Source organism: Streptomyces sp. NBC_00503, from assembly GCF_036346895.1.
Lineage (GTDB): Bacteria > Actinomycetota > Actinomycetes > Streptomycetales > Streptomycetaceae > Streptomyces.
On the sequence record NZ_CP107855.1, the window covers coordinates 3,145,101 to 3,170,238 of the forward strand.

Here is a 25,138-nt window from a genome sequence, read left to right on the forward strand (position 1 = left end):
GTAACTTCGCATGCGGTCCCGGTACGACACCACCTCCCTTGGAGCCCCGATGCCCGAAGCAGTCATCGTTTCCACCGCCCGGTCGCCGATCGGCCGTGCCTTCAAGGGATCCCTCAAGGACATCCGGCCGGACGATCTGACGGCCACGATCATCCAGGCCGCCCTCGCCAAGATCCCCGAGCTGGACCCGCGCCAGATCGACGACCTGATGCTGGGCTGCGGCCTCCCGGGCGGCGAGCAGGGGCACAACCTGGGCCGCATCGTCGCCGTGCAGATGGGCATGGACCACCTGCCGGCCACCACGATCACCCGCTACTGCGCCTCCTCGCTCCAGACCTCCCGGATGGCGCTGCACGCCATCAAGGCGGGCGAGGGCGACGTCTTCATCTCCGCGGGCGTCGAGATGGTCTCCCGGTCCGTGAACGGCTCCTCCGACGGCATCCCCGGCACCCACAACCCGCTCTTCGCCGACTCCGAGGCCCGCACCAAGCAGGTCGCCGAGTCCACCGGCTCCTCCTGGCAGGACCCGCGCGAGAACGGCCTGGTCCCCGACGCGTACATCGCGATGGGTCAGACCGCCGAGAACCTGGCCCGCCTCAAGGGCGTGACCCGGCGCGACATGGACGAATTCGGCGTCCGCTCGCAGAACCTGGCCGAGGAAGCCATCAAGAACGGCTTCTGGGCCCGCGAGATCACCCCGGTCACCACCCCGGACGGCACGGTCGTCTCCACCGACGACGGCCCGCGCGCCGGGGTCACGCTGGAGGGCGTCCAGGGCCTCAAGCCCGTCTTCCGCCCCGACGGCCTGGTCACGGCCGGCAACTGCTGCCCGCTGAACGACGGCGCCGCCGCGCTGGTCGTCATGAGCGACACCAAGGCCCGCGAGCTGGGCCTGACCCCGCTGGCCCGGATCGTCTCCACCGGTGTCACCGGCCTCTCCCCCGAGATCATGGGCCTGGGTCCGGTCGAGGCCTCCCGGCAGGCGCTGAAGCGGGCGGGCCTGGGCGTCGGCGACATCGACCTGTTCGAGATCAACGAGGCCTTCGCGGCCCAGGTCATCCCGTCCTACCGGGATCTGGAGATCCCGCTGGAGAAGGTGAACGTCAACGGCGGGGCCATCGCCGTGGGTCACCCCTTCGGGATGACCGGCGCGCGCATCACCGGCACGCTGATCAACAGCCTGCAGTTCCACGACAAGCAGTTCGGCCTCGAGACCATGTGCGTCGGCGGCGGACAGGGCATGGCCATGGTCATCGAGCGGCTGAGCTGAGCCGCAGCGGCGGGTAGGGGTCGTCCTGAGGAACGAAGGACGGCACCTGCCCGCCGCGGAGGCGAAGTTCAGCGCGACCAAGGAAGAAGAGCGGCTCAGCCAGTCGCAGCCGTCGGGATCAAGGTCCGATGCCAGACGCCGTACGGGATCCGCTTGATCCCATACGCCGTACTGACGCCGAATCTAATCCTGTCGCGGCCATTCTGTGACCAAATGTCCCCCAGGATGTGACCTTAGTCCTGGGGGATCATTGTTTTCGCAGGTCAGGGCGGGTTCCCCGAGGTACGCAGGGACGAAAGACCTGTCCAATTCATGACGTAATGCACTGCCAGCCATTCCCAGGTCAGGCCAAGCTGATGTAGGAAGTCGGGGGATCGAATCAATCAGGAGTTAGTCAGTGAGCGCCATGTCTCTTGCCCTACTGCTGACCACGGCCGCTGCCACGGCCGTCGGCGCTGCTGCGCTGCACGCCGTCCACGGCCTGCGCAAGCAGGTCACGGCCCTGCGCGGTGAGCTGGTGGTCTCGGCCCACCCCCGCGGTGCCACCGTCCCGCACGCCCGCAGCGCCGTGGAGTCCCCCGCAGCCGAGATACGAGCCGCCGTGGCCGAGGCCCTTGCCGAGGAGCGCGAGCGCGAGCTCGCCGAGGCACGCGCCTTCTGGGCCGCCCAGGAGGCCCGCGACGCGGCCGACGCGCCCTCCCTGCTGGGCGGGCTGAGCGGCCTCGGCGAGGACGGCCCGGTCTTCCTGCCCCGGCAGGTGGACATGGTCGGGCTGGAGCCGCTCATCGGCGAGGACATCATGGAGGAGTACCCGGAGGACTCGGCCGAGCTGGCCGCCGCCCGCCGGCGCCACCCCTCGCACCCCGACTTCGTACCGGTCCAGGCCTCGCACCCCGGCGCCGACCACGAGCGCACCGTCAGCCGCCTGGAGGAGCTCGCGGAGGCCCGTACGGCCCTCGCGGACGTCCGTCCCGGCCCGCTGGGCACCCTGGACGTGTACGTCTTCACCGACGGCACCACGCTCTGCATGACCCCGGGACACCGGGAGACCGCGGAACGCCTGGCCGACGCCCTGCGCTCGGGCAGCGCCCCGGTCCTGCTGGGCGGTTCGGGCATCTCCGGCGCCTACGCCCTGACCTTCTCCTGCGGTGACGCCGAGGACCCGGACAGCAACGTCTACATCCTCGCGGACCGCGTCATCGCATCGCTCTGACTTCCGCCTGCTCCACCAGCCGCACGGCCTCGTCCAGCATCACGGACGGGGCCTTCGCGCCGTCCGGGCCCGTTACGGCGCCCACGGCTCCCGCGGCGCGCAGCGCCTCGGCGAGGTCCACTCCGGCCACGGCCACCTGATCGCCGACGACGAACATCCCGGCGTCCGGCATCCTGCGCGCCGGAGCCGCCCCCTCGCCGTCCCCGCCGCCGACGGCGGCGTGCTCCAGCCGCTGCGCCCGTACGGAGAGCTCCCGGGCCAGTTCCAGCGCCGCCTCGGCGGCGCCCTGCCGCAGCCGGCTCTGCGGCGCGGCCCGGAGCCGGTCGGCGAAGCGTTCCACGGCGGCGGTCAGGGGTGAGGTATCGAGCACCCGGCCGACCTTACGCGCCGCCCCGGCACCATTGCCAACGGGCGAACTCTCCGGCACGGTGTCGTGAAGAGAGCAGACGGCGATACCTCCGGAGGCGCCCATGTCCGTAGAGTTCTCCGAGCAGACACACCGCAACATGATCGACAGAATTCCCGAGACCACCGGTCGTGAACTCTCCGACTGGCTCCGTACCGTGGACGAGGGCCCCTCCCTCATCCGGTTCGAGGAGAAGGTCAGTTGGCTGCGCGGCGCGCACGAACTCTCGTACGGCCAGGCCAAGGCGATCATCCACGAGTACGACCTGCGCAGGGCCGCCCGCAAGTTCGGCTGAGCGAGCCCCTGCCCCCGTCCGAGTCCCCCTCCGACATATGACATCCGACATCCGACCCCCGACATGCGGGAAGGCCCCGCGAGCGTGTGCTCGCGGGGCCTTCCTCGGCTCAACTGCTCAGGGGCGGTACGGTCAGTCGCCCTTGAGGATGGAGATCAGGCGCAGCATCTCCATGTAGATCCACACCAGGGTCATGGTGAGGCCGAAGGCCGCCAGCCAGGACTCCTCGCGCGGGGCGCCGTAGGTCACGCCGTCCTCGACCTGCTTGAAGTCCAGGGCGAGGAAGCAGGCACCGAGGATGATGCCGATGACACCGAAGATGATGCCGAGGCCGCCGCTGCGGAAGCCGAGGCCGTCGCCGCCACCGAAGATCGAGAACAGCAGGTTGACCGCCATCAGGAGGATGAACCCCATGGCGGCGGCCATCACGAAGCCGTAGAAGCGACGGTTGACGTTGATCCAGCGCATCTTGTAAGCGATCAGCACGCCGGCGAAGACGCACATCGTGCCCATGACGGCCTGGATGACCGTGCCCGGGGAGATGTAGGTGCTGGTGGCGGAGCTGATGACGCCGAGGAAGACGCCCTCGAACGCCGCGTAGGCCAGGATCAGCGCCGGGACCGGCTTGCGCTTGAACGACTGGATCATCGCGAAGACGAACGCGATGAGCGCGGCGCCGATGGCGATGCCGTACGAGGTCCTGAGGTTGTCCTGGTCGACGGGAAGCGCGATCCAGGAGATGACCGCCGTCAGGATGACCGTGCCGAGCGTCATGGCCGTACGGCTCACGACGTCGTCGATGGTCATCGCGTTTCCGCGGACCGGCGCCTGCGGCATACCCGTGGACGGGTCGGTCGCGTAAGGGTTGGTCGCGTACGGGTTGGTCGTGGTCCCGGCCTGGGGCTGCTGCGTGCCGAAGCCCGCATAAGCACCGTTGTCGCGGCTGAACCCCCGTCGCGAGAAGACCGGGTTGCTGCTCCTCATCTCACTCCTCCGTGGCCACCGTGCGCGGCCTTGGTCCCAAGAGTAATGCGGTCGCAAAGGAATCGCCCTACTGCTCTGGGAGGATTTTCCGGCAAGCCCTCGTCACGGGCCGGTAAGCGGAGGCCGGGGGGCGCGGCCCCGGCCGAGCCCCTGCGCACTCCGGGAGACCCCGGCGGACCCCGGGAAGCAGAACGGCGGGGGCCATCGGGCGCCCCCGCCGTCGCGCGTCCGCACCGCGCGAACGTCCTCGTGCCCGAAGCCGGACTTGAACCGGCACGACCCGAAGGTCAGCGAGGTTTAAGCTCGCCGTGTCTGCATTCCACCATCCGGGCAGGGCGTAGCGGCCCCCTGGGACAAACCCTGAAACCCTGCGGGCGAGTCTATCCGGAGGGCGTACGCCCCCACCTGGGGATCTAGCCGATGTTGTCTGATTTTATTGGTGATTGATGGGGCGTCAGGACACAGAACGCACGGTCGGCCCCTTCCCGCATCGATCATGCACTCCGTGGGATTGACGGGATTTCGACGGCCCGCGCCACCCCGCGCGCCACCCCCTCCCCCGCGGCCGCCGCCGGACCCCTCCCCCGACTCCGGGCAGCCGGCCGTCATACCAGAGGAGGAGACCGGCCCCCGCGCGGTCAGACTCCAGTGGCCTGCAGAACGGGCACCACGGCTGATCCGGAACGCGATGCCCGCCACGACGATGGAAGGGTCCCGCCGAACCGCGGACCGTGAGCCCGGTCCGCAGGCCCCCGTCCTGTCTGGAGCTGCCCCCATGACCACCGTGAACTACGCCCCGCACACCGCCCAGGCCGTCGCCGCGCGCGCCACCGGCCTCTCCAAGGTGTACGGCCAGGGCGAGACCCAGGTGGTCGCCCTGGACAACGTCTCCGTGGACTTCGCCCAGGGACAGTTCACCGCGATCATGGGCCCCTCGGGCTCCGGCAAGTCCACGCTGATGCACTGCGTGGCCGGGCTGGACACCTTCTCCGCCGGATCCGTCCGGATCGGCGAGACCGAGCTGTCCACGCTCAAGGACAAGCAGCTCACGCAGCTCCGCAGGGACAAGATCGGCTTCATCTTCCAGGCCTTCAACCTGCTGCCGACGCTGACCGCCCTGGAGAACATCACGCTCCCCATGGACATCGCCGGCCGCAAGCCCGACCAGCAGTGGCTGGACGCGGTGATCAGCATGATCGGCCTCTCCGAGCGCCTGAGCCACCGCCCCACCCAGCTCTCCGGCGGCCAGCAGCAGCGCGTGGCCGTCGCCCGCGCCCTGGCCTCGCGCCCGGAGATCATCTTCGGTGACGAGCCCACCGGAAACCTCGACTCCCGCTCCGGCGCCGAAGTCCTCGGCTTCCTGCGCAACTCCGTGCGCGAGCTCGGCCAGACCGTCGTCATGGTCACCCACGACCCGGCCGCCGCCTCCTACGCGGACCGCGTCATCTTCCTCGCCGACGGCCGCATCGTCGACGAGATGCTGCACCCGACCGCCGACGGCGTGCTCGACCGCATGAAGGCCTTCGACGCCAAGGGCCGCACCAGCTGAGGGACGTCCCCTCCCCCACGTCCCCGCTGACCCCTCACCCCTGGACTCCTCCACCATGTTCCGTACCGCCCTGCGCAACGTGCTCGCGCACAAGGCCAGGCTGTTGATGACGGTGCTCGCCGTCGTCCTCGGCGTCGCCTTCGTCTCCGGCACCCTCGTCTTCACCGACACCGTCGGCAAGGCGATGTCGAACCAGTCCGCCAAGAGCTTCGACGGCGTGGCCGTCTCGGTCACCTCCTACGGCGCCTCCCGCAACGACGAGGGCGTCAAGGAGGGCGAGCCGGGCATCAGCCAGCAGACGCTCGACAAGGTCAAGGCCCTGGGCGGGGTCGAGGCCGCCTCCGGCCGCGTGCACGGCTTCGCCGCCGTGGGCGACCAGGACGGCAAGCTGATCGGCACCGGCTGGGCCAACACCGGCGCCAACTTCGTCCCGCTGAAGGACGGCAAGGACCCCCGCTACACCTTCACCGAGGGCAACGGCCCGGCCAAGGCCGGCGAGATCGCCCTCGACAAGGAGACGGCCAAGCGCGGCGCGTACCAGGTCGGCGACAAGGTCCGGGTGGCGGACAACGGCCCGGCCAAGGAGTACACCCTCGCCGGCGTCTTCACCACCGAGGACGGCGCGGTCAACGCGGGCGGCTCGCTCGTCCTGTTCGACACCCCGACCGCCCAGCAGCTCTACCTGGAGCCCGGCTTCTACAACGAGCTCTCGGTCAGCGCCAAGGCCGGCGCCAGTGCCGACCAGCTGCTCGCCGAGATCAAGCCGATCGTCGGCAAGGACGCCAAGGCCCAGACCGGCGCGGCGCTCGCGGCCGAGCAGGCCAAGGACATCGAGCGCGGCATGGGCAACATGAACCAGATGCTTCTGGTCTTCGCGCTGATCTCGCTCTTCGTCGGCGTGTTCCTGATCTACAACACCTTCACCATGCTGGTCGCCCAGCGCACCAAGGAACTGGCCCTGCTGCGCGCCATCGGCGCCAACCGCGGCCAGGTCCGCAGCTCGGTCCTGGCCGAGGCCCTGGTCGTCGGCGTGATCTCCTCCGCCATCGGCCTGGTGGCCGGCATCGGCCTCGCCGTCGGCATGCGCTCCGCGATCGGCGCCTTCGGCGCCAAGATCCCGGCCGGTCCGCTGGTCGTCGCCCCCACCACCATCGTCGCCGCGATCGCCATCGGCGTCTTCGTCACGGTGATCGCCGCCCTGGTGCCGGCCATCCGCACCTCCCGGATCGCCCCGGTCGCCGCCATGGGCAGCGCCCACCTCCCGGCCACCGCGAAGTCCCTGGTGCTGCGCAACAGCATCGGCGGCTCGATCACCTTCCTCGGCCTGCTCGGCATCCTGGGCGGCGCGCTGATCGGGAAGGACGGCAAGATGCTGATCGGCACCGGCGCCTTCTTCACGATGATCGGCATCATCATCCTGCTGCCGGCCCTCTCCCGCCCGGTCATCGCGGCCGTCCGCCCGCTCCTGACGAAGGTGTTCGGCGTGGCCGGCAAGCTGGCCGCGCAGAACGCGGTCCGCAACCCGCGCCGCACCGCCGTCACCGCCGCTTCGCTGGCCATCGGCCTGACCCTGGTCACCGCCCTGTCGGTGCTCGGCATCACGATGGGCAAGGCCGTCGACCGGGCGACCACGGACAACCTCAAGGCCGACTACAAGGTCTCCATGGGCGAGAGCTTCGGCAGCCTGGACCCCTCCGTGATCCCGGCCCTGGAGAAGGCCCCGGGCGTCAAGGCCGTCTCCCCGCAGCAGGCCGGCGACATCGCCTTCGGTGACGCCAAGGACTACCGCTCCGTCTCCGGCGTCAACCCGGCCACCATCGGCCAGCTCCTCAACTTCGACGTGCTCGGCGGGCAGCTCAGCAGCCTCGCCAAGGGCGAGCTGGCGGTCTCCGAGAAGACCGCGAAGGAGCAGGGCCTGTCCGTCGGCTCCACCCTGAAGGCCACCTTCACGGACAACAAGAAGGCGGACCTGAAGGTCGGCGCGATCTTCAAGGACATGGAGGGCATGCTCTCCCCCTACGTGATCGACTACAACGTCCTCTCCCAGCACAGCGAGAAGCCGTACCTGCGCGAGGTCTACGTCAAGATGGACGCCGGCGCCTCCGACAAGGCCGAGCAGTCCCTCGTCGACGCCCTCGGCAAGAACCCGGCGATCACCTTCGCCACCCAGCAGGACATCCGCAACGAGATGGGCGGCATCATCAACACCGCCCTGAACATCATGTACGGCCTGCTCGCCATGGCCCTGATCATCTCGGTGCTGGGCGTGGTCAACACCCTGGCGATGTCCGTCTACGAGCGGACCCAGGAGATCGGCATGCTGCGGGCGATCGGCCTGGACCGCGGCCGGGTCAAGAACATGATCCGCCTGGAGGCCATCGTCATCTCGCTCTTCGGCGCGGTGATCGGCGTGGCCCTCGGTACCTTCATCGCCTGGGCCGTCGGCGAGACCATCAAGGCCTCGATCCCGAACTACGCCCTGGTCATCCCCTACGACCGGATCGCGATCTTCATGCTGCTGGCCGGCATCGTCGGCGCCCTGGCCGCCATGTGGCCCGCCCGCAGCGCGGCCCGGCTGAACATGCTCACCGCCATCAAGACCGAGTAGCGGCCGGTACGGAGGAAGGGCCCCGCGGCCGCCTTCCGGCGGCCGCGGGGCCCTTCGTCGTCGCGGGCCCGGCTACGCCGGCCACTCCCGGGCGCGCAGCGGCAGCCCGGAGTCCGCCCGGCCCGGTCCCTCGGCGCGCACGGCGAGCACCTGGTTGACCCCGAGCCGGTTGTGCTCGAAGCCGAGGGCCGAGGCGGCCATGTACAGCTTCCAGACCCGGGCCCGGCCGGGCGAGGTCAGCCGGACCGCCTCCTCCCAGTGCTCCTCCAGCCGTGCCACCCAGGCCCGCAGGGTGAGCGCGTAGTGCTCGCGCAGCGCCTCCACGTCACGGACCTCGAAGCCGGCCCGCTCCAGTTCGCCGACGGTGGTGCCGAGCGGGGAGAGCTCCCCGTCGGGGAACACGTAGGCGTCTATGAACTCGTTGATCCGGTACGCCTCTTCGACCGGCTCGGGGCGCCGGGCGATCTGGTGGTTCAGCAGCCGGCCGCCGGGCCGCAGCAGCCCGTACAGGGTGCGGGCGTAGGCGCGGTAGCGGTCGGATCCCACGTGCTCGGCCATGCCGATGGAGGAGATGGCCTCGTACGGGCCGTCCTTGACGTCCCGGTAGTCCTGGACCCGGATGTCGATCAGGTCCGCCAGCCCCTCCTCGGCGACCCGCTTGCGGGCGTACGCGGCCTGCTCGCGCGAGAGCGTGATCCCGGTGACCCTGGCCCCGTACTCGCGGGCCGCGTGCAGGGCCATGGAGCCCCAGCCGCAGCCGACGTCCAGGAGCCGGTCGCCGGGGCGCAGGGCGAGCTTGCGGCAGACCAGGTCGAGCTTGTCGCGCTGGGCCTCCTCCAGGGTGGAGCCGGGGCTCCAGTAGGCGCAGGAGTACACCATCGAGGGGCCCAGGACGTGGGCGTAGAACTCGTTGCCCACGTCGTAGTGGTGGCTGATGGCCGCGCGGTCGCGGCCCTTGGTGTGGCTCGGCCCGCCGCGGCGCAGCGCCTCCTCGGGCGGCGGAGCGGGCGCCGGCCACGGCCGCGCGAGGCCCACGAGGTCCCGTACGGCGCCGCGCGCCGCGGGATCGCGCAGCAGCGCGAGCGCCCCGGCGGAGGCCTCGGGCGGCGGTTCCTCGCCGGGGGGACGGCTCCGCTCCCACAACAGGGGCGCCACCCGGTCCAGGAGGGCGAACAGATCGCCCTCCACGCTCATGTCGCCCGAGACCCAGGCCCGTGCCAGCCCCAGTTCGCCCGGCTTCCACAGCAGGCGGCGCAGGGCGCGGCGGCTGTGGAAGACGAGGACGGGGCCGGTGGGCGGGCCCGCTTCACTGCCGTCCCAGGCCCTGACGCGCACGGGCAGGGGGGCGCCGAGCAGGGTCTCGGCCACAGCGGCCAGCCGCGGCGCGGCGTCGGTCATGGCACACACCTCCGATAACGGTTCGACCCAAGCCTCTACCCCACCTCGGGGGCGGACAATCCGCCGGACACGCCGAAGGGGCCGCCCGCACCACGGATGGCGGGCGGCCCCTTCGGGGTCACGCTGGGGTCATGCGGTGGAGGTCCGACCGAACCCGGTCAGGAGGCCTTGGCCTTCTCGGCCGGAGCGGCGGCCGGAGCCGGCGCCGGCTTGGCGGCCTCGTAGAACTCCTCGCGGGGGGTCTCCAGGGCACCGAGGGAGACGACCTCGCGCTTGAGGAACATGCCGAGGGTCCAGTCGGCGAAGACGCGGATCTTGCGGTTCCAGGTCGGCATGGCCATGCCGTGGTAGCCACGGTGCATGTACCAGGCGAGCCGGCCCTTGAGCTTGATCTTCATCCCGCCCATGACGATCATCGCCACGCCCTTGTGGAGGCCGAGGCCCGCCACCGCACCCTTGTTGGAGTGCGCGTACTCCTTCTGCGGGAAGCCCCGCATCCCGGAGATGACGTTGTCGGCGAGGACCTTGGCCTGGCGCAGCGCGTGCTGGGCGTTCGGCGGGCACCAGGCGTTCTCCACGCCGGCCTTGCGGGCGGCGAGGTCGGGCACCTGGGCGTTGTCGCCGGCGGTCCAGATGTAGTCCGTGCCCTTGACCTGGAGGGTCGGGTCGGCGTCCACGTGGCCGCGCGGGCCCAGCGGCAGGCCGTAGCGGGCCAGCACCGGGTTGGGCTTGACGCCCGCGGTCCACACCAGGGTGTTGGAGTCGACCTCGAGGCCGTTCTTCAGCACCACGTGGCCGTCCACGCAGGAGTCCATGGAGGTGTTGAGGTAGATCTCGATGCCGCGGGACTCGAGGTGCTCCTTGCCCCAGGTGCCGAGCTTGGGCCCGACCTCGGGAAGGATCTTGTCGGCCGCGTCGACCAGGATGAAGCGCATGTCCTCGCGCTTGATGCTGGTGTAGTACTTCGCGGCGTCGCGGGCCATGTCCTCGACCTCGCCTATGGTCTCCGCGCCGGCGAAACCGCCGCCGACGAAGACGAAGGTGAGGGCCTTGCGGCGGACGTCCTCGTCCGTCGTGGACTCGGCCTTGTCCAGCTGCTCAAGGACGTGATTGCGCAGGCCGATGCCCTCTTCGACGCCCTTCATTCCGATGCCCTGTTCGGCGAGGCCGGGGATCGGGAAGGTGCGGGAGATGGCGCCGAGCGCGATCACCAGGTAGTCGAAAGGCAGCTCGTACGCCTCGCCGACCAGCGGCGTGACGACGGCGACCTTGCGGTCCTGGTCGATGCTGGTGACCCGGCCGGTGAGAACCTCTGCCTTGGGCAGCACGCGTCGCAGCGGGACGACTACGTGCCGAGGCGAGATGCTGCCTGCGGCCACTTCGGGGAGGAAGGGCTGGTAGGTCATGTACGAGCGCGGGTCGACGACCGTGACGGTCGCCTCGCCGTAGCGCATCTTCTTCATGATGCGCTTGGCTGCGTACAGGCCTACGTACCCACCTCCTACAACGAGGATCCTGGGACGCTCCGTGGTGCTCATGGAACGAGTATCCAGCACCCCAAGGGGTGACGCTCGTGAGCCCCTTCACAAGGGCCTGGAGACCCTCTGCTACACTCCGCCGCCCACGTGACCGAGGTCATGGCGCGAAGCGGGAACCAGGGTGTAACGGGAGTCGTTGAACACCAGGCCTGAACTGGCCTCCAGCCCCTTAAGCGGAGTAGACCACCGGGTTCGTCGATACCTACTGCCGGACCCTCGCCGTGTCCGCCATTCGCACGAACGCTCGCAAAAAGAAGGCCCGGAGGGCCCCCGGGTCACCCAAAAGGCGCCTCAAGAGCCCTCACGGGCATCTTTTCCTTGTGAAGAACTTCACGAAGTTCATGTGGACGACGGGACCTAAGGCCCCCGAAGGGCCCCCGAAAGGGCCCGACCGGGCCGCCGGAGACCCTTCCGGGACCCTCGGGGCTCCCGTCAGCCGACCGACCAGGCGATGCCGTCCAGGATGTCGTGCTCCGAGACCACGACCTCCGTGGCGCCGACCCGCTCCATGATCGCCAGGAGGACCAGGGCGCCCGCCCCGATCACGTCCACGCGGCCCGGGTGCATCACCGGGATCGCCGCGCGCTCGGCGTGCGTCAGGCTCAGCATCCGCTCGCTGACCTCGCGGACCGTCTCGTACGGGATCCGCGAGTGGTGGATCGCCGAGGAGTCGTACTCCGCCAGGCCCAGCGCGATCGCGGCGACCGTGGTCACCGAACCGGCCAGACCCACCAGGGTGCGCGCCTCGGCCAGCGGGACGCTCTCGGCGGCCAGGTCCAGCGCCGCCTCGATGTCGGCCCGTATGGCGGCGACCTGCGCCCCGGTCGGCGGGTCGGTGACCGTGCCGTCGGCGGCCACCAGGTGGCGCTCGGTCATCCGAACGCAGCCCACGTCCACCGACCGGGCGGCCCGGACGTGCTCCTCGCCGACCACGAACTCGGTCGAGCCGCCGCCGATGTCCACCACCAGGAAGGGCTTCTCGAGGTGGTCGGTGCCCTTCAGTTCCTTCGTGGCGCCGGTGAAGGAGAACTCCGCCTCCTGGTCCCCGGAGATCACCTCGGGCTCCACGCCCAGGATGTCCAGCACGCCCCGCACGAACTCGTCCCGGTTCTCCGCGTCCCGCGAGGCCGAGGTGGCCACGAAGCGCACGCGCTCGGCGCCGAGCTCCTTGATGACCGCCGCGTACTCGCGGCAGGCCGCGAAGGTGCGCTCCAGCGCCTCCGGAGCCAGCCGGCCCGTCTTGTCCACGCCCTGGCCGAGGCGGACAACGGTCATCCGGCGGTCCAGTTCGGCGAACTCGCCGGTCTCGGGGTCCAGGTCCGCGACGAGGAGGCGGATGGAGTTCGTACCGCAGTCGACGGCCGCGACCCGCCTCACGCCTGCGGCTCCTTCTGCTCCGCGGACTGCTCCGAGGACTGCTCGACGGACTGCTCCGCGGACTTCTGCGCGCACGGGGTGACGCAGGCGCCCTTGGCCCACCACTCGGGCAGCATCGCCAGGGCCTCGTCGCCGAACGGGTTCACGCCCGGGCCGGCGGCCAGCGAGTGCCCGACCAGGACGTGCAGGCACTTCACCCGGTCCGGCATGCCGCCGGCGCTCGGGAAGCCCTCGAGCACCTCGATGGCGTCGCGGCGGGTGATGTAGTCCTCGTGGGCGGCCCGGTAGGCGGCGGCCAGCTCCGGGTCCTCGGCCAGCCTGGCCTGCATCTGCTTCATCACGCCGTTGGCTTCCAGCGTGCCGATGGCACCGGCGGCGCGCGGGCAGGTCAGGTAGTACAGCGTCGGGAAGGGCGTGCCGTCGGGGAGCCGGGGGGCGGTCTCCACCACGTCCGGCTGCCCGCAGGGGCAGCGGTGCGCGATGGCGCGCAGCCCGCGCGGCGGGCGGCCGAGCTGCTGCTGGAACGCCTCGATGTCGGCGGCGGTCGGCTCGGTCCGGTCGGTCTGGGGCGGGGGCGTCTGCATGCCTGGAGGAAGTCTTTTCGTAATCGTGGATGGGTGGGACTCAGTCGCCCGGGCGGTCGGCCTTGTCGACGCCGTCCCAGACGTTGGAGTACCAGGGCCGGTCGGTGGCGGCCTGTCCGCTGCGGCGGTGCTCGGCCGCCTCGGCTCCGGGGTCGTTCATGATGTAGCTGATCTCCCCCGGCCGGACGAAGTGCAGGTGCTTGCGCGCCTGCTGTTCCGCGTACGCGTTGTCCTGCCAGCGGGCCTTCTCGTCGCGCAGCCTCTCCAGCCGGTCCCGCGCGGAGACGGCGGCCTTCTGCTGCTCCGCGATCTCCGAGCGCTGGGAAACGTACTGGCGCATCGGATACGCGAGGGCGACGACCAGGGTACAGAGGACCAGGACGAGCAGGGCGGCCCGCCCGGTGAGCCGGCTGCGACGGACCTGGCGGCGGGACTGCGAGCGGTAGACGTGCGCCGCGGTCCGCTCGCCCAGCTGCTTGAGCCTGGTCGCGGTCGAGAACGTGGCGAACCGGTCCCGGTTCCCGGCCATTGATCCGCCTCCCCTATATACGCACTACGCAATACGTCCCCGCACACGGTACGGGACCGAGTGCGGGGACGTAGGGAGGCTTGCGCCCCTAAAGGACTGATCAGCCCTTGAAGCGCGGGAACGCGCTGCGGCCCGCGTACACCGCGGCGTCGTCGAGGATCTCCTCGATGCGCAGCAGCTGGTTGTACTTGGCGACGCGGTCCGAGCGGGCCGGTGCGCCGGTCTTGATCTGGCCGCAGTTCACCGCGACGGCGAGGTCGGCGATGGTGACGTCCTCGGTCTCGCCGGAACGGTGCGACATCATGCACTTGAAGCCGTTGCGCTGGGCCATCTCGACGGCGTCCAGGGTCTCGGTGAGCGAGCCGATCTGGTTCACCTTGACGAGCAGGGCGTTGGCCGAGCCCTCTTCGATGCCGCGGGCGAGACGCTCGGGGTTGGTGACGAAGAGGTCGTCGCCGACGATCTGGACCTTGGAGCCCAGGCGGTCGGTGAGGGTCTTCCAGCCCGACCAGTCGTCTTCGTACAGCGGGTCCTCGATGGAGACCAGCGGGTACGACTCGACGAGCTCGGCGTAGTAGTCGGTCATCTCGGCGGCCGAGCGGGACTGGCCCTCGAACTCGTACTTGCCGTCCTTGTAGAACTCGGACGCGGCGACGTCGAGCGCGAGCGCGATGTCCTGGCCCGGGACGTAGCCGGCCTGCTTGATGGCCTCGACGATGAGGTCGAGCGCGGCGCGGTTCGACTCCAGGTTCGGCGCGAAGCCGCCCTCGTCGCCCAGACCGGTGGAGAGGCCCTTGGTGTGCAGGACCTTCTTGAGGGTGTGGTAGACCTCGGCACCCCAGCGCAGCGCCTCGGAGAAGGACTCCGCGCCGATCGGGGCGATCATGAACTCCTGGATGTCGACGTTGGAGTCGGCGTGCGACCCACCGTTGAGGATGTTCATCATCGGAACGGGCAGCAGGTGCGCGTTCGGGCCGCCGAGGTAGCGGAAGAGCGGCAGGTCGGAGGCCTCGGACGCGGCGTGCGCGACGGCGAGGGAGACACCGAGGATGGCGTTGGCGCCGAGGGAGCCCTTGTTCTCGGTGGCGTCCAGGTCGATCATCGCCTGGTCGATCAGGCGCTGCTCGGTGGCGTCGTAGCCGACGAGCTCCGGGCCGAGCTGCTCGATGACGGCGAGGACGGCCTTCTCGACACCCTTGCCCATGTAGCGGTTGGGGTCACCGTCGCGGAGCTCTACGGCTTCGAACGCTCCGGTGGAGGCGCCGGACGGAACTGCAGCACGGCCGGTGCTGCCATCGTCGAGGCCAACCTCGACCTCGACCGTGGGGTTGCCTCGGGAGTCCAGGATTTCCCGGGCTACGACGACGTCGATGGACGGCACGAGCATCTCCTTCTGGGATGTGACGCAGAGTGTGCGGTGGCGTGTCAGGCCGTGGGACGGCCTTGCCGCTTAGAGCCTAACCGGCTCCGGGCCGTCGGCGACCCGAGCAACCGACCCCTGGGACGAAAAAGGGCCTGAATGCCCCTCTTACAGGACATAGGGCTCTTGCCCGGGGGCCCCTCCGGACCCGCCGTCAGGCCGAAGGCCCGGCAAAGGCCGGGCGAAGGCCCGGCACGCAGCACCGCCCGGCGCGTGGGGGGTTACGCGCCGGGCGGTGGAAATCCTGCGTGTTGCGAACGCTACTGCGGCTGTTGCCGCAAGGTTCAGCTGAGCTTCAGCTTCTGACCCGGGAAGATCAGGTCGGCGTCCGAGACGATGTCCTTGTTGAGCTCGAAGAGCTTCTCCCAGCCGCCGGAGACGTTGTTCGCCTCGGCGATGGTGCCCAGCGTGTCGCCGGACTTGACCTCGTAGGAGCCGTTGCCCGTCTTGGGGGCCTCGGTCTTCGGCTTGGCCGGGGCGGCCGGACGCTCGGAGCGGGTCGTGGCCTCGGAGCGCTTGGTCTCCTTCTTCGGCTCGGCCTTCTTCTCGGTCTTCTTGGTCTCGGCCTTCTTCGGGGCGGCCTCGGTGGAGCCGCCGCCGCCGGAGCCGGAGTTCGACAGGCCGACGCCGCAGGACGGCCAGGCGCCCTTGCCCTGGCCCTTGAGGACCTTCTCGGCGATGGCTATCTGCTGGGACTTGGAGGCCTGGTTGGCCTGCGCGGCGTACGCCTTGCCGCCGTACGCGGCCCACGTGGAGGACGAGAACTGCAGGCCGCCGTAGTAGCCGTTGCCCGTGTTGATGGCCCAGTTGCCGCCGGACTCGCAGGAGGCGACGCGGTCCCACTCGGAAGCGGTCGCGGCGGAAGCGGTGCCCGCGGCCATCAGCGGAGCCGCGACGGCGACACCGGCGACGCCGGCCAGCGTGACGAGCCGGACGGCCTTGGAGCCGCGGCGGTGCTTGCCCTTGGAAAGCAGCATGGAGTTCTCCTCACCGACGCCTTCGAGGTGAGCTGTCGGGTTCGGGCGAGTGAGTGCCCGGCCAGGCGACCTAGCGCCTGTCTTAACCCCTAGCCGGTTCCGTGACCGTCTCTCAACGGCCGGTTCCGGCGCCTACCTTGGTTCCCCCGCTCCTGCCTTCGGCGCTTGCGCGACGAGTGTTCCCCCCGGCCGCCGGCAGGATTCGGCGATGCGGTCGAAGGAGCCCGCGGTGGCGAGCGATTCAGAAGGTAGACAGGTCTCCCCCCGATGTTCAACGAGCGACATCGGGGAGAAACGGTGCCTACTTGCGCTCTCCACAAGGACGTTTGCGCAGGTGAGGACGGGGTTTGCGGAACCCTCCGGACCGGACACGCCAGTTGACCGGAAGAGACACATGTCTCACTTACAGAAAACGGACAATCAACTGATCTCGGGCGCCCCAAGTGTCGCTATTGGTGGGTTAGATCCAGGTTCTGGCCGGGCTTGATCAGGTTGGCGTCCTCGCCGATGACCTGCTCATTGGCCTTGTAGAGCGCGTTCCAGCCGCCCTTCACTCCCTTGGCGTCCGCGATGGCGGCCAGGCTGTCGCCCGCCTTCACCGTGTACGCAGGCTCCGACGCGGCATCAGATGTGACGGGGGCCTCAACCGCGGCCGGGCCGCGGTGCTTACCGGCACCCGACGCCCCGTCGGCTGCCGGGGCGGCCGGGTCGGTGGTGGCTCCCGGGGTCGCCGGGGCGGTCGGGTCGGCGGGAGTGGCCGGCGTGGCGGGCACCGTGGGCGCCTTCGGGTCGCCCGGGTGCGCGGGAGTCGTCGGCTGCGCGGGCGTCGCGGGCACGGTCGGGTCCGTGGACGGCGAGGTCGGGACGGTGGGGGCCGTCGGGTCCGCGGGAGCCGTGGGAGCCGTCGGGTCGCCCGGGAGCCCCGGAGTCGTCGCCGGAAGGTCCGGCTGCGGCATGACGGGCAGCGGGTAGTCGGGCAGCAGGAAGGACGGCGTCCCGGAAGGGGAGGGGGCCGGGGCCGCCGGGGTCGGGGCCCCGAAGTCCGTGGAGGGCCGGGGAGTCCCGAGGTACGGGATCTTGCTGTCCGGGCGGGACGCGGAGTGCGAGGCGGCGTTGCCGCCCCCGGGCAGGCCCGGGTCCACCTCGGCGGCGGGACCCTGCTGCGCGAGCCCGGCCGGCGCCCCGCACAGGGGCCACGCCTGCGGACCCTGGGAGGCCAGCACCCGCTCGCCCACCGCGATCTGCTGGGAGCGGCTGGCGAGGTCGGGGCGCTCGGCGAAGTCGAGCCCGCCGGCGTTCTTCCACTGCTCCTGGGTGAACTGCAGCCCGCCGTAGGCGCCGCTGCCGAAGTTCGCGCTCCAGGTACCGCCGCTCTCGCACTCGGCGACCTTGTCCCAGGTGGAGGTCTCGGCCGCACTCGCGCCGGTGGCCGCGAGCAGCGGCAGGGCGAGGGCGGAGCCGGTGACTCCGGCGGTGACGACAAGTGCGGGCACTTGTCGGGGGCGTCTGTGGCGGCCGTTCCCGGAACGCATGAGGCTGCACCTTTCGCATAACGGCGGGGTAACGGCAGAACCTAGCGGCCTTCGAACGCCTGTCACAAGTTCAGAGGGCTTCTGACTTCAGGTCAGGCTGGTTTCAGGTGTTTTGGGGGGTGAATCGGACCGGAAGCGTGCGCAGCCCGCGCATGATGAGCCCGCCGCGCCACCGCAGTTCACCGGCCGGTACGGCAAGTTCCAGATCGGGCAGGCGCGTGAGCAGCGTCGCGAGCGCGGTCTGGCCTTCGAGGCGGGCGAGGGGTGCGCCCACGCAGTAGTGGATCCCGTGCCCGTATCCGAGGTGCTGGTTGTCGGTCCGGGAGAGGTCGAGGGTGTCCGGCTCGGCGAACCGCTCGGGGTCGCGGTCGGCGGCCGCGAGGACCACCAGCACCGGATCGCCCGCCGCGATGTCCTGCCCGCCGAGGACGAAGGGCTCGGTGGCGAACCGCCAGGTGGCCAGTTCCACGGGGCCGTCGTAGCGGAGCAGTTCCTCGACCCCGGTGGCGAGCAGGGCGCTCTCGCCGGCCGCGAGGGAGGCCTGGAGTCGCTCGCGCTGGTCGGGGTTCATGAAGAGGGAGTGGACGCCGTTGCCGATGAGGTTGACGGTGGTCTCGAACCCGGCGAAGAGGAGGATGAAGGCCATGGCGGTGGCCTCGGCCTCCGTCAGGTGGTCGCCGTGGTCGCTGGCCCGGATCAGATCGGAGATCAGGTCGTCGCCGAGGTCGTCGCGCTTGCGGTGGATGAGCTCGCCGAGATAGGTCCGCATCTGCTTGACCGAGCGCGCGACTCCGCCGCGCGGGCCTCCGCCGTGCCGGATCATCATCCCGGCCCAGTCGCGGAAGTCGTCCTGGTCCTCCCGCGGTACGCCGAGCATCTCGCAGATGGCGTAGATGGGGAGCGGGAAGGCGAACTCGTGGATGAGGTCGGCCTCCCCCTTCTGTGCGAACCGCTCGATGAGGTGGTCGGTGATCTCCTGGACCCTCGGCGCGAACTCGGCGACCCTGCGCGGGGTGAACGCCTTCGACACCAGCCGCCGCAGCCGGGTGTGGTCCGGCGGGTCGATGTTGAGGAGGTGCGTCATCAGCTCCGCCTTGCGCTCCCCCGGGATCCCGGTCCTGCCCTTGGCGTGGGCCGATCCCGCATGGTGGGACGGGTTCTTGCTGAGCCGCTGGTCGGCGAGGGCCTGGCGGGCGTCCGCGTACCGGGTGACCAGCCAGGCCTCGACCCCGCTGGGGAGTTGGGTGCGGTGCACGGGGGCGTGCTCGCGCAGCCAGGCGTAGGCCGGGTACGGGTCGGTCGCGAACTCCCAGTCGAACAGGGTCGGACCGGCCGGGGAATCAGAGGGGGCGGCGGGGGCCTCGGGGGCCGCAGGGGCTTCGGGGGTCTGCTCGTGCACCCGAAGACCGTATCCCGCCCGCCACCCATCACCCCATATGGGCCATTCGTCGCGGCTGTCCGTAGATCAGCCCTGGCTTGACCTCACGTTCTCCGGCATTCCTACTTTCGGTTTTGTGGATGTGAGGATCTTGAAAAGCAGCTTTGCGGTGGTGGAGAGACGGGCCGAGCACGCGGTCAAGTTCTTCTACACCCACCTGTTCTGGCACAACCCCGGAGTCCGTGAGCTCTTCCCGGCCTCCTTCGAGGACATGGAGCGTCAGCGGGACCGGCTCTTCGCCGCGCTCACCCATGTGATCGCGCACCTGGAGAACGAAACTCTCCTCCCCTATCTACGCGACCTCGGCCGCGACCACCGCAAGTTCCTGGCGGGCCCCGAGCACTACGCGGCCGTGGGCGCCAGCCTGCTCGCCGCGCTCGCCGAAACCTCCGGCGAGGCCTGGACCCCGCCGGTGGAAAAGGCCTGGAGCGAGGCCTACCAGGTCATCGCCGACGCGATGATGGCCGGCGCCGCCTCCAGCGAGGACCCGCCCTGGTGGGACGCCGAGATCGTGCGCCACCTGCAGTACGGGGAGGACATAGCCGTCCTGACGCTGCGCCCGCACGCCCCTCTCCCCTATCTGCCGGGCCAGTACGTGAGCGTGAGCAGCGACCGGGTCCCGACGACCTGGCGCACCTACTCCATCGGCAACGCGCCCCGCTCCGACGGGACGGTCGACCTGCACGTCAGCCGGATCGAGGGCGGCCGCCTCAGCACCTCCCTGGTCCGCGAGGCGCACCCCGGCGACATGCTGAGGCTGGGCGCGGCCGGCGGGCAGCTGACCTTCCGCCGCGAGGACCGGCCGGTCAGCTTCATAGCCGCCGGCACCGGCTGGGCCCCGGTCCGCGCCATGCTGGAGGAGCTGGCGGAGCATCCCCCCGATCAGGACGCGCGGCTCTTCGTCGTCGCCCGGGACGCCGCGCACCTCTACGACCGCCCTCTCATCGACGAGTACGCGGCCGCCCGCGACTGGCTGAGCGTCACCTACATCACCCCCGCCCCCGGGCAGCACCGCAACCAGGCCACCGACCGGCTGGCGACCGCGCTGAGCAACCGGGGGCTCTGGCCCGACCAGGACGTCTACCTCAGCGGTCCGCCGCAGTTCATCGACGAGACGGCGTACCTCCTGGAGGAGCTCGGCGCCCGTACCGGCCGGATCTTCTACGACTCCGTACCCGCCGGCGGCAAGGGCCAGGGCCACGGGGGCCGGCCGATGGGCTTCGGGGAGTGGTTCCTGAACCGGCCAGATCCGCACTGGCACAACCCCTCGGGCCGCGCGCCCCGGCCGTACTGAGCGGGCCGGCCGAGCGGGCCGGCTGATCGGGGAAGCCCGAGCCGGCCGAGCGGGGCCGTCCTTGCCGGGGGCTACTCGCCGACGCCCTCGGCGGCCCGGATCGCGTCCCGGTAGACCCGGGCCGCCGCGCGCAGCGCGGTCTCGGGGTCGGTGCCCGCCGCCTCGGCGCGCGCCGCCAGTTCCAGCAGCTCGTACCCGATGCCCTCGCCGCTCGGGAGTTCCACGTCCACACCGTTCGCCCGGACCCGGCCGGCGAGCTTGGCCGCGAGCGCGAGACCGGGCTGTCCGAGCGGGATCCCGTCGGTCACCGACTCCCGCTGCTTCTCCACCTGCTTGGTGCGCTGCCAGTGCTCGTTGACGTCCTCGGCGGTCTTGGCCTCGGCGTCCCCGAAGACGTGCGGGTGGCGGTGGATCAGCTTCTCCACCAGGGCTCCGGCCACGTCGTCGATGGAGAACGGCTCGTCCTCCTCGCCCGGACCGCCCTCCTCCGCGATGCGCGCGTGGAAGACCACCTGGAGCAGGACGTCCCCGAGCTCCTCGCGCAGCTCCTCACGGTCCCCGTCCTCGATGGCCTCGACCAGCTCGTACGCCTCCTCGATGGCGTACTTCACCAGCCCCTCGTGCGTCTGCTCCGAGGTCCAGGGGCATTCGCGGCGGACCCGGTCCATGACCTGGACGAGGTCGAGCAGCCGCGCGCCGGGCAGATCGTAGGAGCCCGGCAGCAGTTCCAGGTCCGGCATGGCCACGCGGCCCGACCCGGCGAAGCGGGCCAGCCCGTCGGTGAGCCGCCGGTCGCCCTCGCCGCTCAGGACCACGACGACCGTGCGCCCGCCGGCGCAGTCCTCGATCAGCGACTGCGCGTCCGGGGCCCCGTGCTCGACCGTGACGCCCGCTTCGCGCAGGTAGGGCAGCTGTACGTGGTCCGGGTCGGCGCACAGTACCCGGTCCGCGGCGTGCAGGATCTGCCAGGCCGGCCAGGACAGTACGCCGGGGGCGACCCGGTGGCTGGTGGTCAGCAGCACGATGCGGCCGGTGGGCTCGGTCGCGGCGGAGGGCTCGGAGGGCACGTCGTCAGTCACCCTCCGAACCTACCTCCCCGCGGGGACGGCCCAGAGACGGCCTAGGCTCCGGCCGGGGGCTGCTGCTCGGGGCGGGTGACCTGGGTGATCCACGGGGTCACGGAGTCGCCGATGGAGACCTTCTGCGGGTCCCAGACCCCGTAGCGCGGGTTGACCTCGATGCCCAGCTTGCCCGCGGCCTTCGAGGCGGGCTCGGCGAGGTTGCCCTGCCCGTACTTGGCGTTGAGCTTGGTGAAGAGCACCTGGTCGGTGGCCCAGCGGTCGATCTGGTCCGGGGCGATGGCGAACTTCTGGAGCAGCGTCGCCTGGAAGGCCTCGGCGCCCTTGTCGTTCTCGAAGGTCTGGCGCTCCTCCTCCAGCTCCTTGGGGGTGACGCCGATCCCGGCGTCCTCGGCCATCCGGTCGAGGATCCGGCTCTGGAGCATCCCGCTGAGCTTGACCCGGTCCAGCTGCGGGACGGCCGCGATGAGCTCGGAGGAGTGTTCGGAACGGTTCTGCGCGGCGCGGACATCGTTCACCTGGGCCTGGACCGCGGAGGTGGTGATCCGTTCGCCGCCGATCACGGCCGCAGTGCCTGGACGGGCTTGTCCCGAGCACGCGGACAGCAGTGGGGCCGCCATGAGCAGGGCGGCGGAGACGGAGAGCGCTGTGCGACGGTGCAAAGGAGCCTCCAGGGCCGGGAGATTGTGCGTCGGTGCACAAGGGCCGTGCGGTGATCGATGTTATGCAGTCCCGGTGGTCAGAGCCACCGGTTCGACCAACGATTCCGGGGGTGTTGGGGTTCGCGTTCACCCTGCGGTCATCCTTCGGCCCTCCGGCGCTGTCAGGGTCGGCCCACCATGTCGACACCGCACCGCTCACCGCACCGCTCACCGCACCGTTCCCCGCGCCGCGCGAGCCTGCTGGGCTCGGCGCTCGCCGCGCTGATCACGGCCGTCGCCGTGTGCGCCGGGGACGCCGTCGCGCGCGTCTTCCCGTACGGGCCGCGCCACCGCAGCATCAACGACCTCGGCAACCAGTTCGTGCCCTTCCACGCCCATCTGTGGGACCTGCTGCACGGGCGCGCCGCGGGCGGACTGCTGCTGAACTGGCAGTCCGGATACGGGACCAGCTTCCTGCCCGACTTCGGGACCTACCTGACCAGCCCCTTCGCTCCGCTGGTGGCCCTCTTCCCCCGCCAGGACATAGACCTCGCGGTGTACGTGGTCGTCGTGCTCAAGACGATGGCCGCGGGGGCCGCGATGGCCTGGCTGCTGCGCACCCAGCGGCGCGGCCCGTGGTGGGCGGCGGGGCTGCTCGGGGCCTCGTACGCGCTGTGCGGCTGGTCGGTGATCGAGGGCTCGTACAACCCGATGTGGCTGGACGGGCTGATCGCCTTCCCGCTCCTGTGTCTGACGGGTGAATGGGCGCTGCGCTCGCGCCGCCCGGCGGCGGCGGTGCTCGTGGTCGCGGTCTGCTGGACGGCGAACTTCTACACCGCCTACATGGCGACCCTGGGCGCGGTCCTGGTGCTGCTGGTGCGGGTGGTGCTCGTCCGGGAGGGTTTCGGAGCCCGTCTACGGGTCCTCGCGCGGGCCGCCCTGACCACCGTGCTGGGCGTCGCCCTGGCCGCGCCGGTCCTCCTCCCCCTCTTCCTCAGCTCGAAGCAGGCCTACCCCGGGTGGTTCAGGCCGTTCCGGCCGGTGGCGACCGAGGACCTGCTGGCCCGGCTGCTGCCCGCCACCTACTCCTTCTCCTCCCCCGCCCTGTTCATCGGCACGGGGACCCTGCTGCTGGTGGCGGCCCTGCCGTTCCACCGGGCCGTGGCGGGGCGGACCCGGCTGTGGTGGGCGGGGCTGGTGCTCGCGGTGCTGCTGTCCCTGCAGTGGAAGCCGACGCACCTGGCCTGGCACCTGTTCGCGACGCCGAACGGCAGCGCGTACCGGCAGACCTTCGTCCTGGCCGGGATCGTGGTGATCGCCGCCTGGGCCGGGCTCTCGGCGGGAGTGCCGGGGCCGCGGGCCCTGGCGGGCGGCGCGGCCGTACTGGCCGCCGTGGCCCTCGCGGCGAGCGGCAGCGCGCTGGCCACGGCCTGGGGGCTCGGCCTCTTCGGCGGCGGGCTGGCCCTGGCGGCGGCCGCCTGGTGGGCGCTGCGCAGGCCCCGGCTGGCCGTGCCCGCGGCGGGGGCGCTGGTCCTGATCCTCCTCGCCCAGGGCGCCGCGACCACCGCGTTCGGCGAGAAGGGCAAGCTGTCGGGCCTGGACGACTACCCGTCCTGGGGCGCGGCCCACACCGCCCGGTCCGAGGCCCTGGCGGGGGCCGAGGGCTGGCCCGCGTACCGCACCGACGCGGGACGGCCCGCGCTGACGGGCAACGACCCGATGCTGCTGGGCGGCGAGGGCGGGGCGTACTACAGCAGCCACACCCCGGACCTGTTCACCCGGACCATGGTGGCCCTCGGGGCCGGCTGGACCTCGCGCGGCCGCAACGTACAGAGCCTCGACAACCCGGTGACGGACGCCGTCTTCGCGGTCGGCGCCCGGTTGCGGCCGGACGGCACCATCGCCCGCGAGGAGGTCCCGCCGCTGGTCACGCTCCGCCCGGCGGGCCCGCCCCCGTCCTACGGGGCCTCGCCCTTCGCCAACCAGGAACTGCTGCTGGGCGCCCGGGTCTACGAGGACCCGCTCTCGCCCGGCGTCTGCCGCGCGGGCACGGAGGCCTTCCTGTGGGCCCCGGAGTACAACGCGAAGGCCCGCCTCGCGGACGGCCCGGCCTTCCGGCTGAACGCGAGGCCGCCGCGCAACCGGGCCGCCCTCCAGCCGATGGGCGTCTCGCACGGCCGGTCCTCGGAGCTGGTCTTCGAGGGCGCCGCCCCGGCCCACTGGCAGCTGTCCTGCCTGGACCGGACCCGGCTGGACTCGGCGGTCGCGCGGCTGCGCGCCACGGCGCCGGTGTCCCTGCGGGTCGGCTCCTCGTCGGTCGGCGCCGTTCTGCCGCCGGGCGCCACGGGCACGATGGTGCTGTCGGCCCCCGCCGTCGCGGGCTGGACCTGCAACGGCCGCCCGGCCTCCGGCTACCTGGGCCTGGTCGCGGTGGAGCTGGACGGCCGCACCACCACCGTCAGCTGCGCCTTCCGCCCCCCGGGGCTGGTGCCGGGCCTGGCGGTCGCGGGCGCGGCCCTGTTGGGGCTGCTCGCCCTCCTGACAGCAGTGCGGACCGGGCCGGCCGCGATGCGGCGGGCCCGGTCCGCACGCCGGGGTACTACGCCTTGATCGGGTTCAGGCAGAGGACGAACTCCTCCGACTTCCACTGCTGGGCCAGGGCGGCCTCGCCGGTGCCGCCGCAGGCGTTGAGGTCGAAGGTGTTGTCGATGACCTTGACGACCTTGAAGTTGGCGTCCTTGTCACCGCAGTCCTTGGTCGAGACCTTGGGATTGGTGTCGCTGCCGGTCACGGAGACGCAGTCACCGGCCTTGGCCTGCACCGGGCCGAAGAAGAAGTAGGAGATGCCGAACTTCACCAGGCCGGCGACCACGATCAGCGCGACCACCCGAAGGATCTTCTTCCCCTTGCCGCCCTTCTTCGCGGGTGCGGCGGCCTCGAAGGGCGCGGCGGGCGACACCGGCTGAGGGTCTACGGGGAACGAGGGGGGCGGGGTGGTCATGAGCT

At 71.0% G+C, this 25,138-nt stretch carries 21 protein-coding genes, 1 tRNA gene and 1 riboswitch; of the genes, 7 read left to right on the forward strand and 15 right to left on the reverse strand.

What is annotated here, in order from left to right:
* Positions 1-49 precede the first annotated feature (49 nt).
* Together OG490_RS14595 and OG490_RS14600 are read left to right on the forward strand one after the other, a co-directional pair.
* Positions 50-1,270 carry an acetyl-CoA C-acetyltransferase gene (locus OG490_RS14595; RefSeq protein ID WP_330296715.1) on the forward strand — a complete coding sequence of 407 codons (1,221 nt, stop codon included), beginning with the start codon at positions 50-52 and terminating at the stop codon, positions 1,268-1,270.
* A 406-nt stretch (positions 1,271-1,676) separates the two neighbouring features.
* Positions 1,677-2,483, forward strand: coding sequence for a hypothetical protein (locus tag OG490_RS14600; RefSeq protein WP_330296716.1), 807 nt, complete (start codon positions 1,677-1,679; stop codon positions 2,481-2,483).
* Here OG490_RS14600 and OG490_RS14605 read toward each other — a convergent pair.
* The gene (locus OG490_RS14605) at positions 2,467-2,853 is read right to left on the reverse strand and encodes a hypothetical protein (RefSeq protein WP_330296717.1); all 387 of its coding nucleotides are present in this window, start codon (positions 2,851-2,853) and stop codon (positions 2,467-2,469) included. The genes OG490_RS14600 and OG490_RS14605 overlap by 17 nt on opposite strands.
* A gap of 100 nt (positions 2,854-2,953) precedes the next feature.
* On the opposite strand from OG490_RS14605, the gene OG490_RS14610 reads away from it, so the two are divergent.
* Positions 2,954-3,184 (forward strand): DUF4287 domain-containing protein, encoded by a 231-nt coding sequence (locus tag OG490_RS14610; protein WP_330296718.1) that lies wholly within the window; start codon positions 2,954-2,956, stop codon positions 3,182-3,184.
* Between the two features lie 132 nt (positions 3,185-3,316).
* Here OG490_RS14610 and OG490_RS14615 read toward each other — a convergent pair whose 3' ends face one another.
* Both OG490_RS14615 and OG490_RS14620 read right to left on the reverse strand, forming a co-directional pair.
* Positions 3,317-4,168 (reverse strand): Bax inhibitor-1/YccA family protein, encoded by an 852-nt coding sequence (locus OG490_RS14615; protein WP_330296719.1) that lies wholly within the window; start codon positions 4,166-4,168, stop codon positions 3,317-3,319.
* Positions 4,169-4,418: 250 nt separating this feature from the next.
* Positions 4,419-4,500: transfer RNA gene (locus tag OG490_RS14620), tRNA-Leu, on the reverse strand.
* 443 nt (positions 4,501-4,943) lie between these two features.
* Here OG490_RS14620 and OG490_RS14625 point away from each other — a divergent pair.
* A complete protein-coding gene (locus tag OG490_RS14625) occupies positions 4,944-5,717 on the forward strand; it encodes an ABC transporter ATP-binding protein (RefSeq protein WP_330296720.1) in 774 nt (257 codons plus the stop codon).
* 55 nt (positions 5,718-5,772) lie between these two features.
* Positions 5,773-8,325: an ABC transporter permease gene (locus tag OG490_RS14630; RefSeq protein ID WP_330296721.1), complete on the forward strand. Its 2,553-nt coding sequence runs from the start codon at positions 5,773-5,775 to the stop codon at positions 8,323-8,325.
* Between the two features lie 72 nt (positions 8,326-8,397).
* Here the strand turns inward: OG490_RS14630 and OG490_RS14635 are convergent, their stop codons facing one another.
* The 9 genes from OG490_RS14635 to OG490_RS14675 form a co-directional block, all read right to left on the reverse strand.
* The gene (locus OG490_RS14635; RefSeq protein ID WP_330296722.1) at positions 8,398-9,723 is read right to left on the reverse strand and encodes a cyclopropane-fatty-acyl-phospholipid synthase family protein; all 1,326 of its coding nucleotides are present in this window, start codon (positions 9,721-9,723) and stop codon (positions 8,398-8,400) included.
* 158 nt (positions 9,724-9,881) lie between these two features.
* Positions 9,882-11,261 carry an NAD(P)/FAD-dependent oxidoreductase gene (locus OG490_RS14640; protein ID WP_330296723.1) on the reverse strand — a complete coding sequence of 460 codons (1,380 nt, stop codon included), beginning with the start codon at positions 11,259-11,261 and terminating at the stop codon, positions 9,882-9,884.
* A 432-nt stretch (positions 11,262-11,693) separates the two neighbouring features.
* On the reverse strand, positions 11,694-12,638 hold the full coding sequence (locus tag OG490_RS14645; protein WP_330296724.1) for a Ppx/GppA phosphatase family protein: 945 nt from the start codon (positions 12,636-12,638) through the stop codon (positions 11,694-11,696).
* Positions 12,635-13,222 carry a DUF501 domain-containing protein gene (locus OG490_RS14650; protein ID WP_330296725.1) on the reverse strand — a complete coding sequence of 196 codons (588 nt, stop codon included), beginning with the start codon at positions 13,220-13,222 and terminating at the stop codon, positions 12,635-12,637. The genes OG490_RS14645 and OG490_RS14650 overlap by 4 nt, the downstream gene beginning before the upstream one ends.
* Before the next feature lie 40 nt (positions 13,223-13,262).
* Positions 13,263-13,751 carry an FtsB family cell division protein gene (locus tag OG490_RS14655; protein WP_330296726.1) on the reverse strand — a complete coding sequence of 163 codons (489 nt, stop codon included), beginning with the start codon at positions 13,749-13,751 and terminating at the stop codon, positions 13,263-13,265.
* Positions 13,752-13,851: 100 nt separating this feature from the next.
* Positions 13,852-15,138, reverse strand: coding sequence for a phosphopyruvate hydratase (eno, locus tag OG490_RS14660; protein WP_330296727.1), 1,287 nt, complete (start codon positions 15,136-15,138; stop codon positions 13,852-13,854).
* Positions 15,139-15,455: 317 nt separating this feature from the next.
* Complete coding sequence (locus OG490_RS14665; protein ID WP_330296728.1) at positions 15,456-16,148, reverse strand: transglycosylase family protein; 693 nt, start codon at positions 16,146-16,148, stop codon at positions 15,456-15,458.
* 2 nt (positions 16,149-16,150) lie between these two features.
* A riboswitch (cyclic di-AMP (ydaO/yuaA leader) is annotated at positions 16,151-16,322 on the reverse strand.
* Between the two features lie 275 nt (positions 16,323-16,597).
* Positions 16,598-17,641 carry a LysM peptidoglycan-binding domain-containing protein gene (locus OG490_RS14670; RefSeq protein ID WP_330296729.1) on the reverse strand — a complete coding sequence of 348 codons (1,044 nt, stop codon included), beginning with the start codon at positions 17,639-17,641 and terminating at the stop codon, positions 16,598-16,600.
* 142 nt (positions 17,642-17,783) lie between these two features.
* Positions 17,784-19,079, reverse strand: a complete 1,296-nt coding sequence (locus tag OG490_RS14675) for a cytochrome P450 family protein (protein ID WP_330296730.1) — start codon at positions 19,077-19,079, stop codon at positions 17,784-17,786.
* A gap of 148 nt (positions 19,080-19,227) precedes the next feature.
* On the opposite strand from OG490_RS14675, the gene OG490_RS14680 reads away from it, so the two are divergent.
* Positions 19,228-20,412: a globin domain-containing protein gene (locus OG490_RS14680; protein ID WP_330296731.1), complete on the forward strand. Its 1,185-nt coding sequence runs from the start codon at positions 19,228-19,230 to the stop codon at positions 20,410-20,412.
* A gap of 71 nt (positions 20,413-20,483) precedes the next feature.
* Here the strand turns inward: OG490_RS14680 and OG490_RS14685 are convergent, their stop codons facing one another.
* Together OG490_RS14685 and OG490_RS14690 are read right to left on the reverse strand one after the other, a co-directional pair.
* Entirely contained in the window at positions 20,484-21,491 is a 1,008-nt protein-coding gene (locus tag OG490_RS14685) for a nucleoside triphosphate pyrophosphohydrolase (RefSeq protein WP_330296732.1), read from the reverse strand.
* A 41-nt stretch (positions 21,492-21,532) separates the two neighbouring features.
* The gene (locus tag OG490_RS14690) at positions 21,533-22,153 is read right to left on the reverse strand and encodes a SurA N-terminal domain-containing protein (protein ID WP_330296733.1); all 621 of its coding nucleotides are present in this window, start codon (positions 22,151-22,153) and stop codon (positions 21,533-21,535) included.
* 177 nt (positions 22,154-22,330) lie between these two features.
* On the opposite strand from OG490_RS14690, the gene OG490_RS14695 reads away from it, so the two are divergent.
* The gene (locus tag OG490_RS14695) at positions 22,331-24,742 is read left to right on the forward strand and encodes a YfhO family protein (RefSeq protein ID WP_330296734.1); all 2,412 of its coding nucleotides are present in this window, start codon (positions 22,331-22,333) and stop codon (positions 24,740-24,742) included.
* On the opposite strand, the gene OG490_RS14700 is transcribed toward OG490_RS14695, so the two are convergent.
* The gene (locus OG490_RS14700; protein ID WP_330296735.1) at positions 24,732-25,133 is read right to left on the reverse strand and encodes an LppU/SCO3897 family protein; all 402 of its coding nucleotides are present in this window, start codon (positions 25,131-25,133) and stop codon (positions 24,732-24,734) included. The two genes, OG490_RS14695 and OG490_RS14700, sit on opposite strands and share 11 nt — an antisense overlap.
* Between the last annotated feature and the right edge of the window lie 5 nt (positions 25,134-25,138).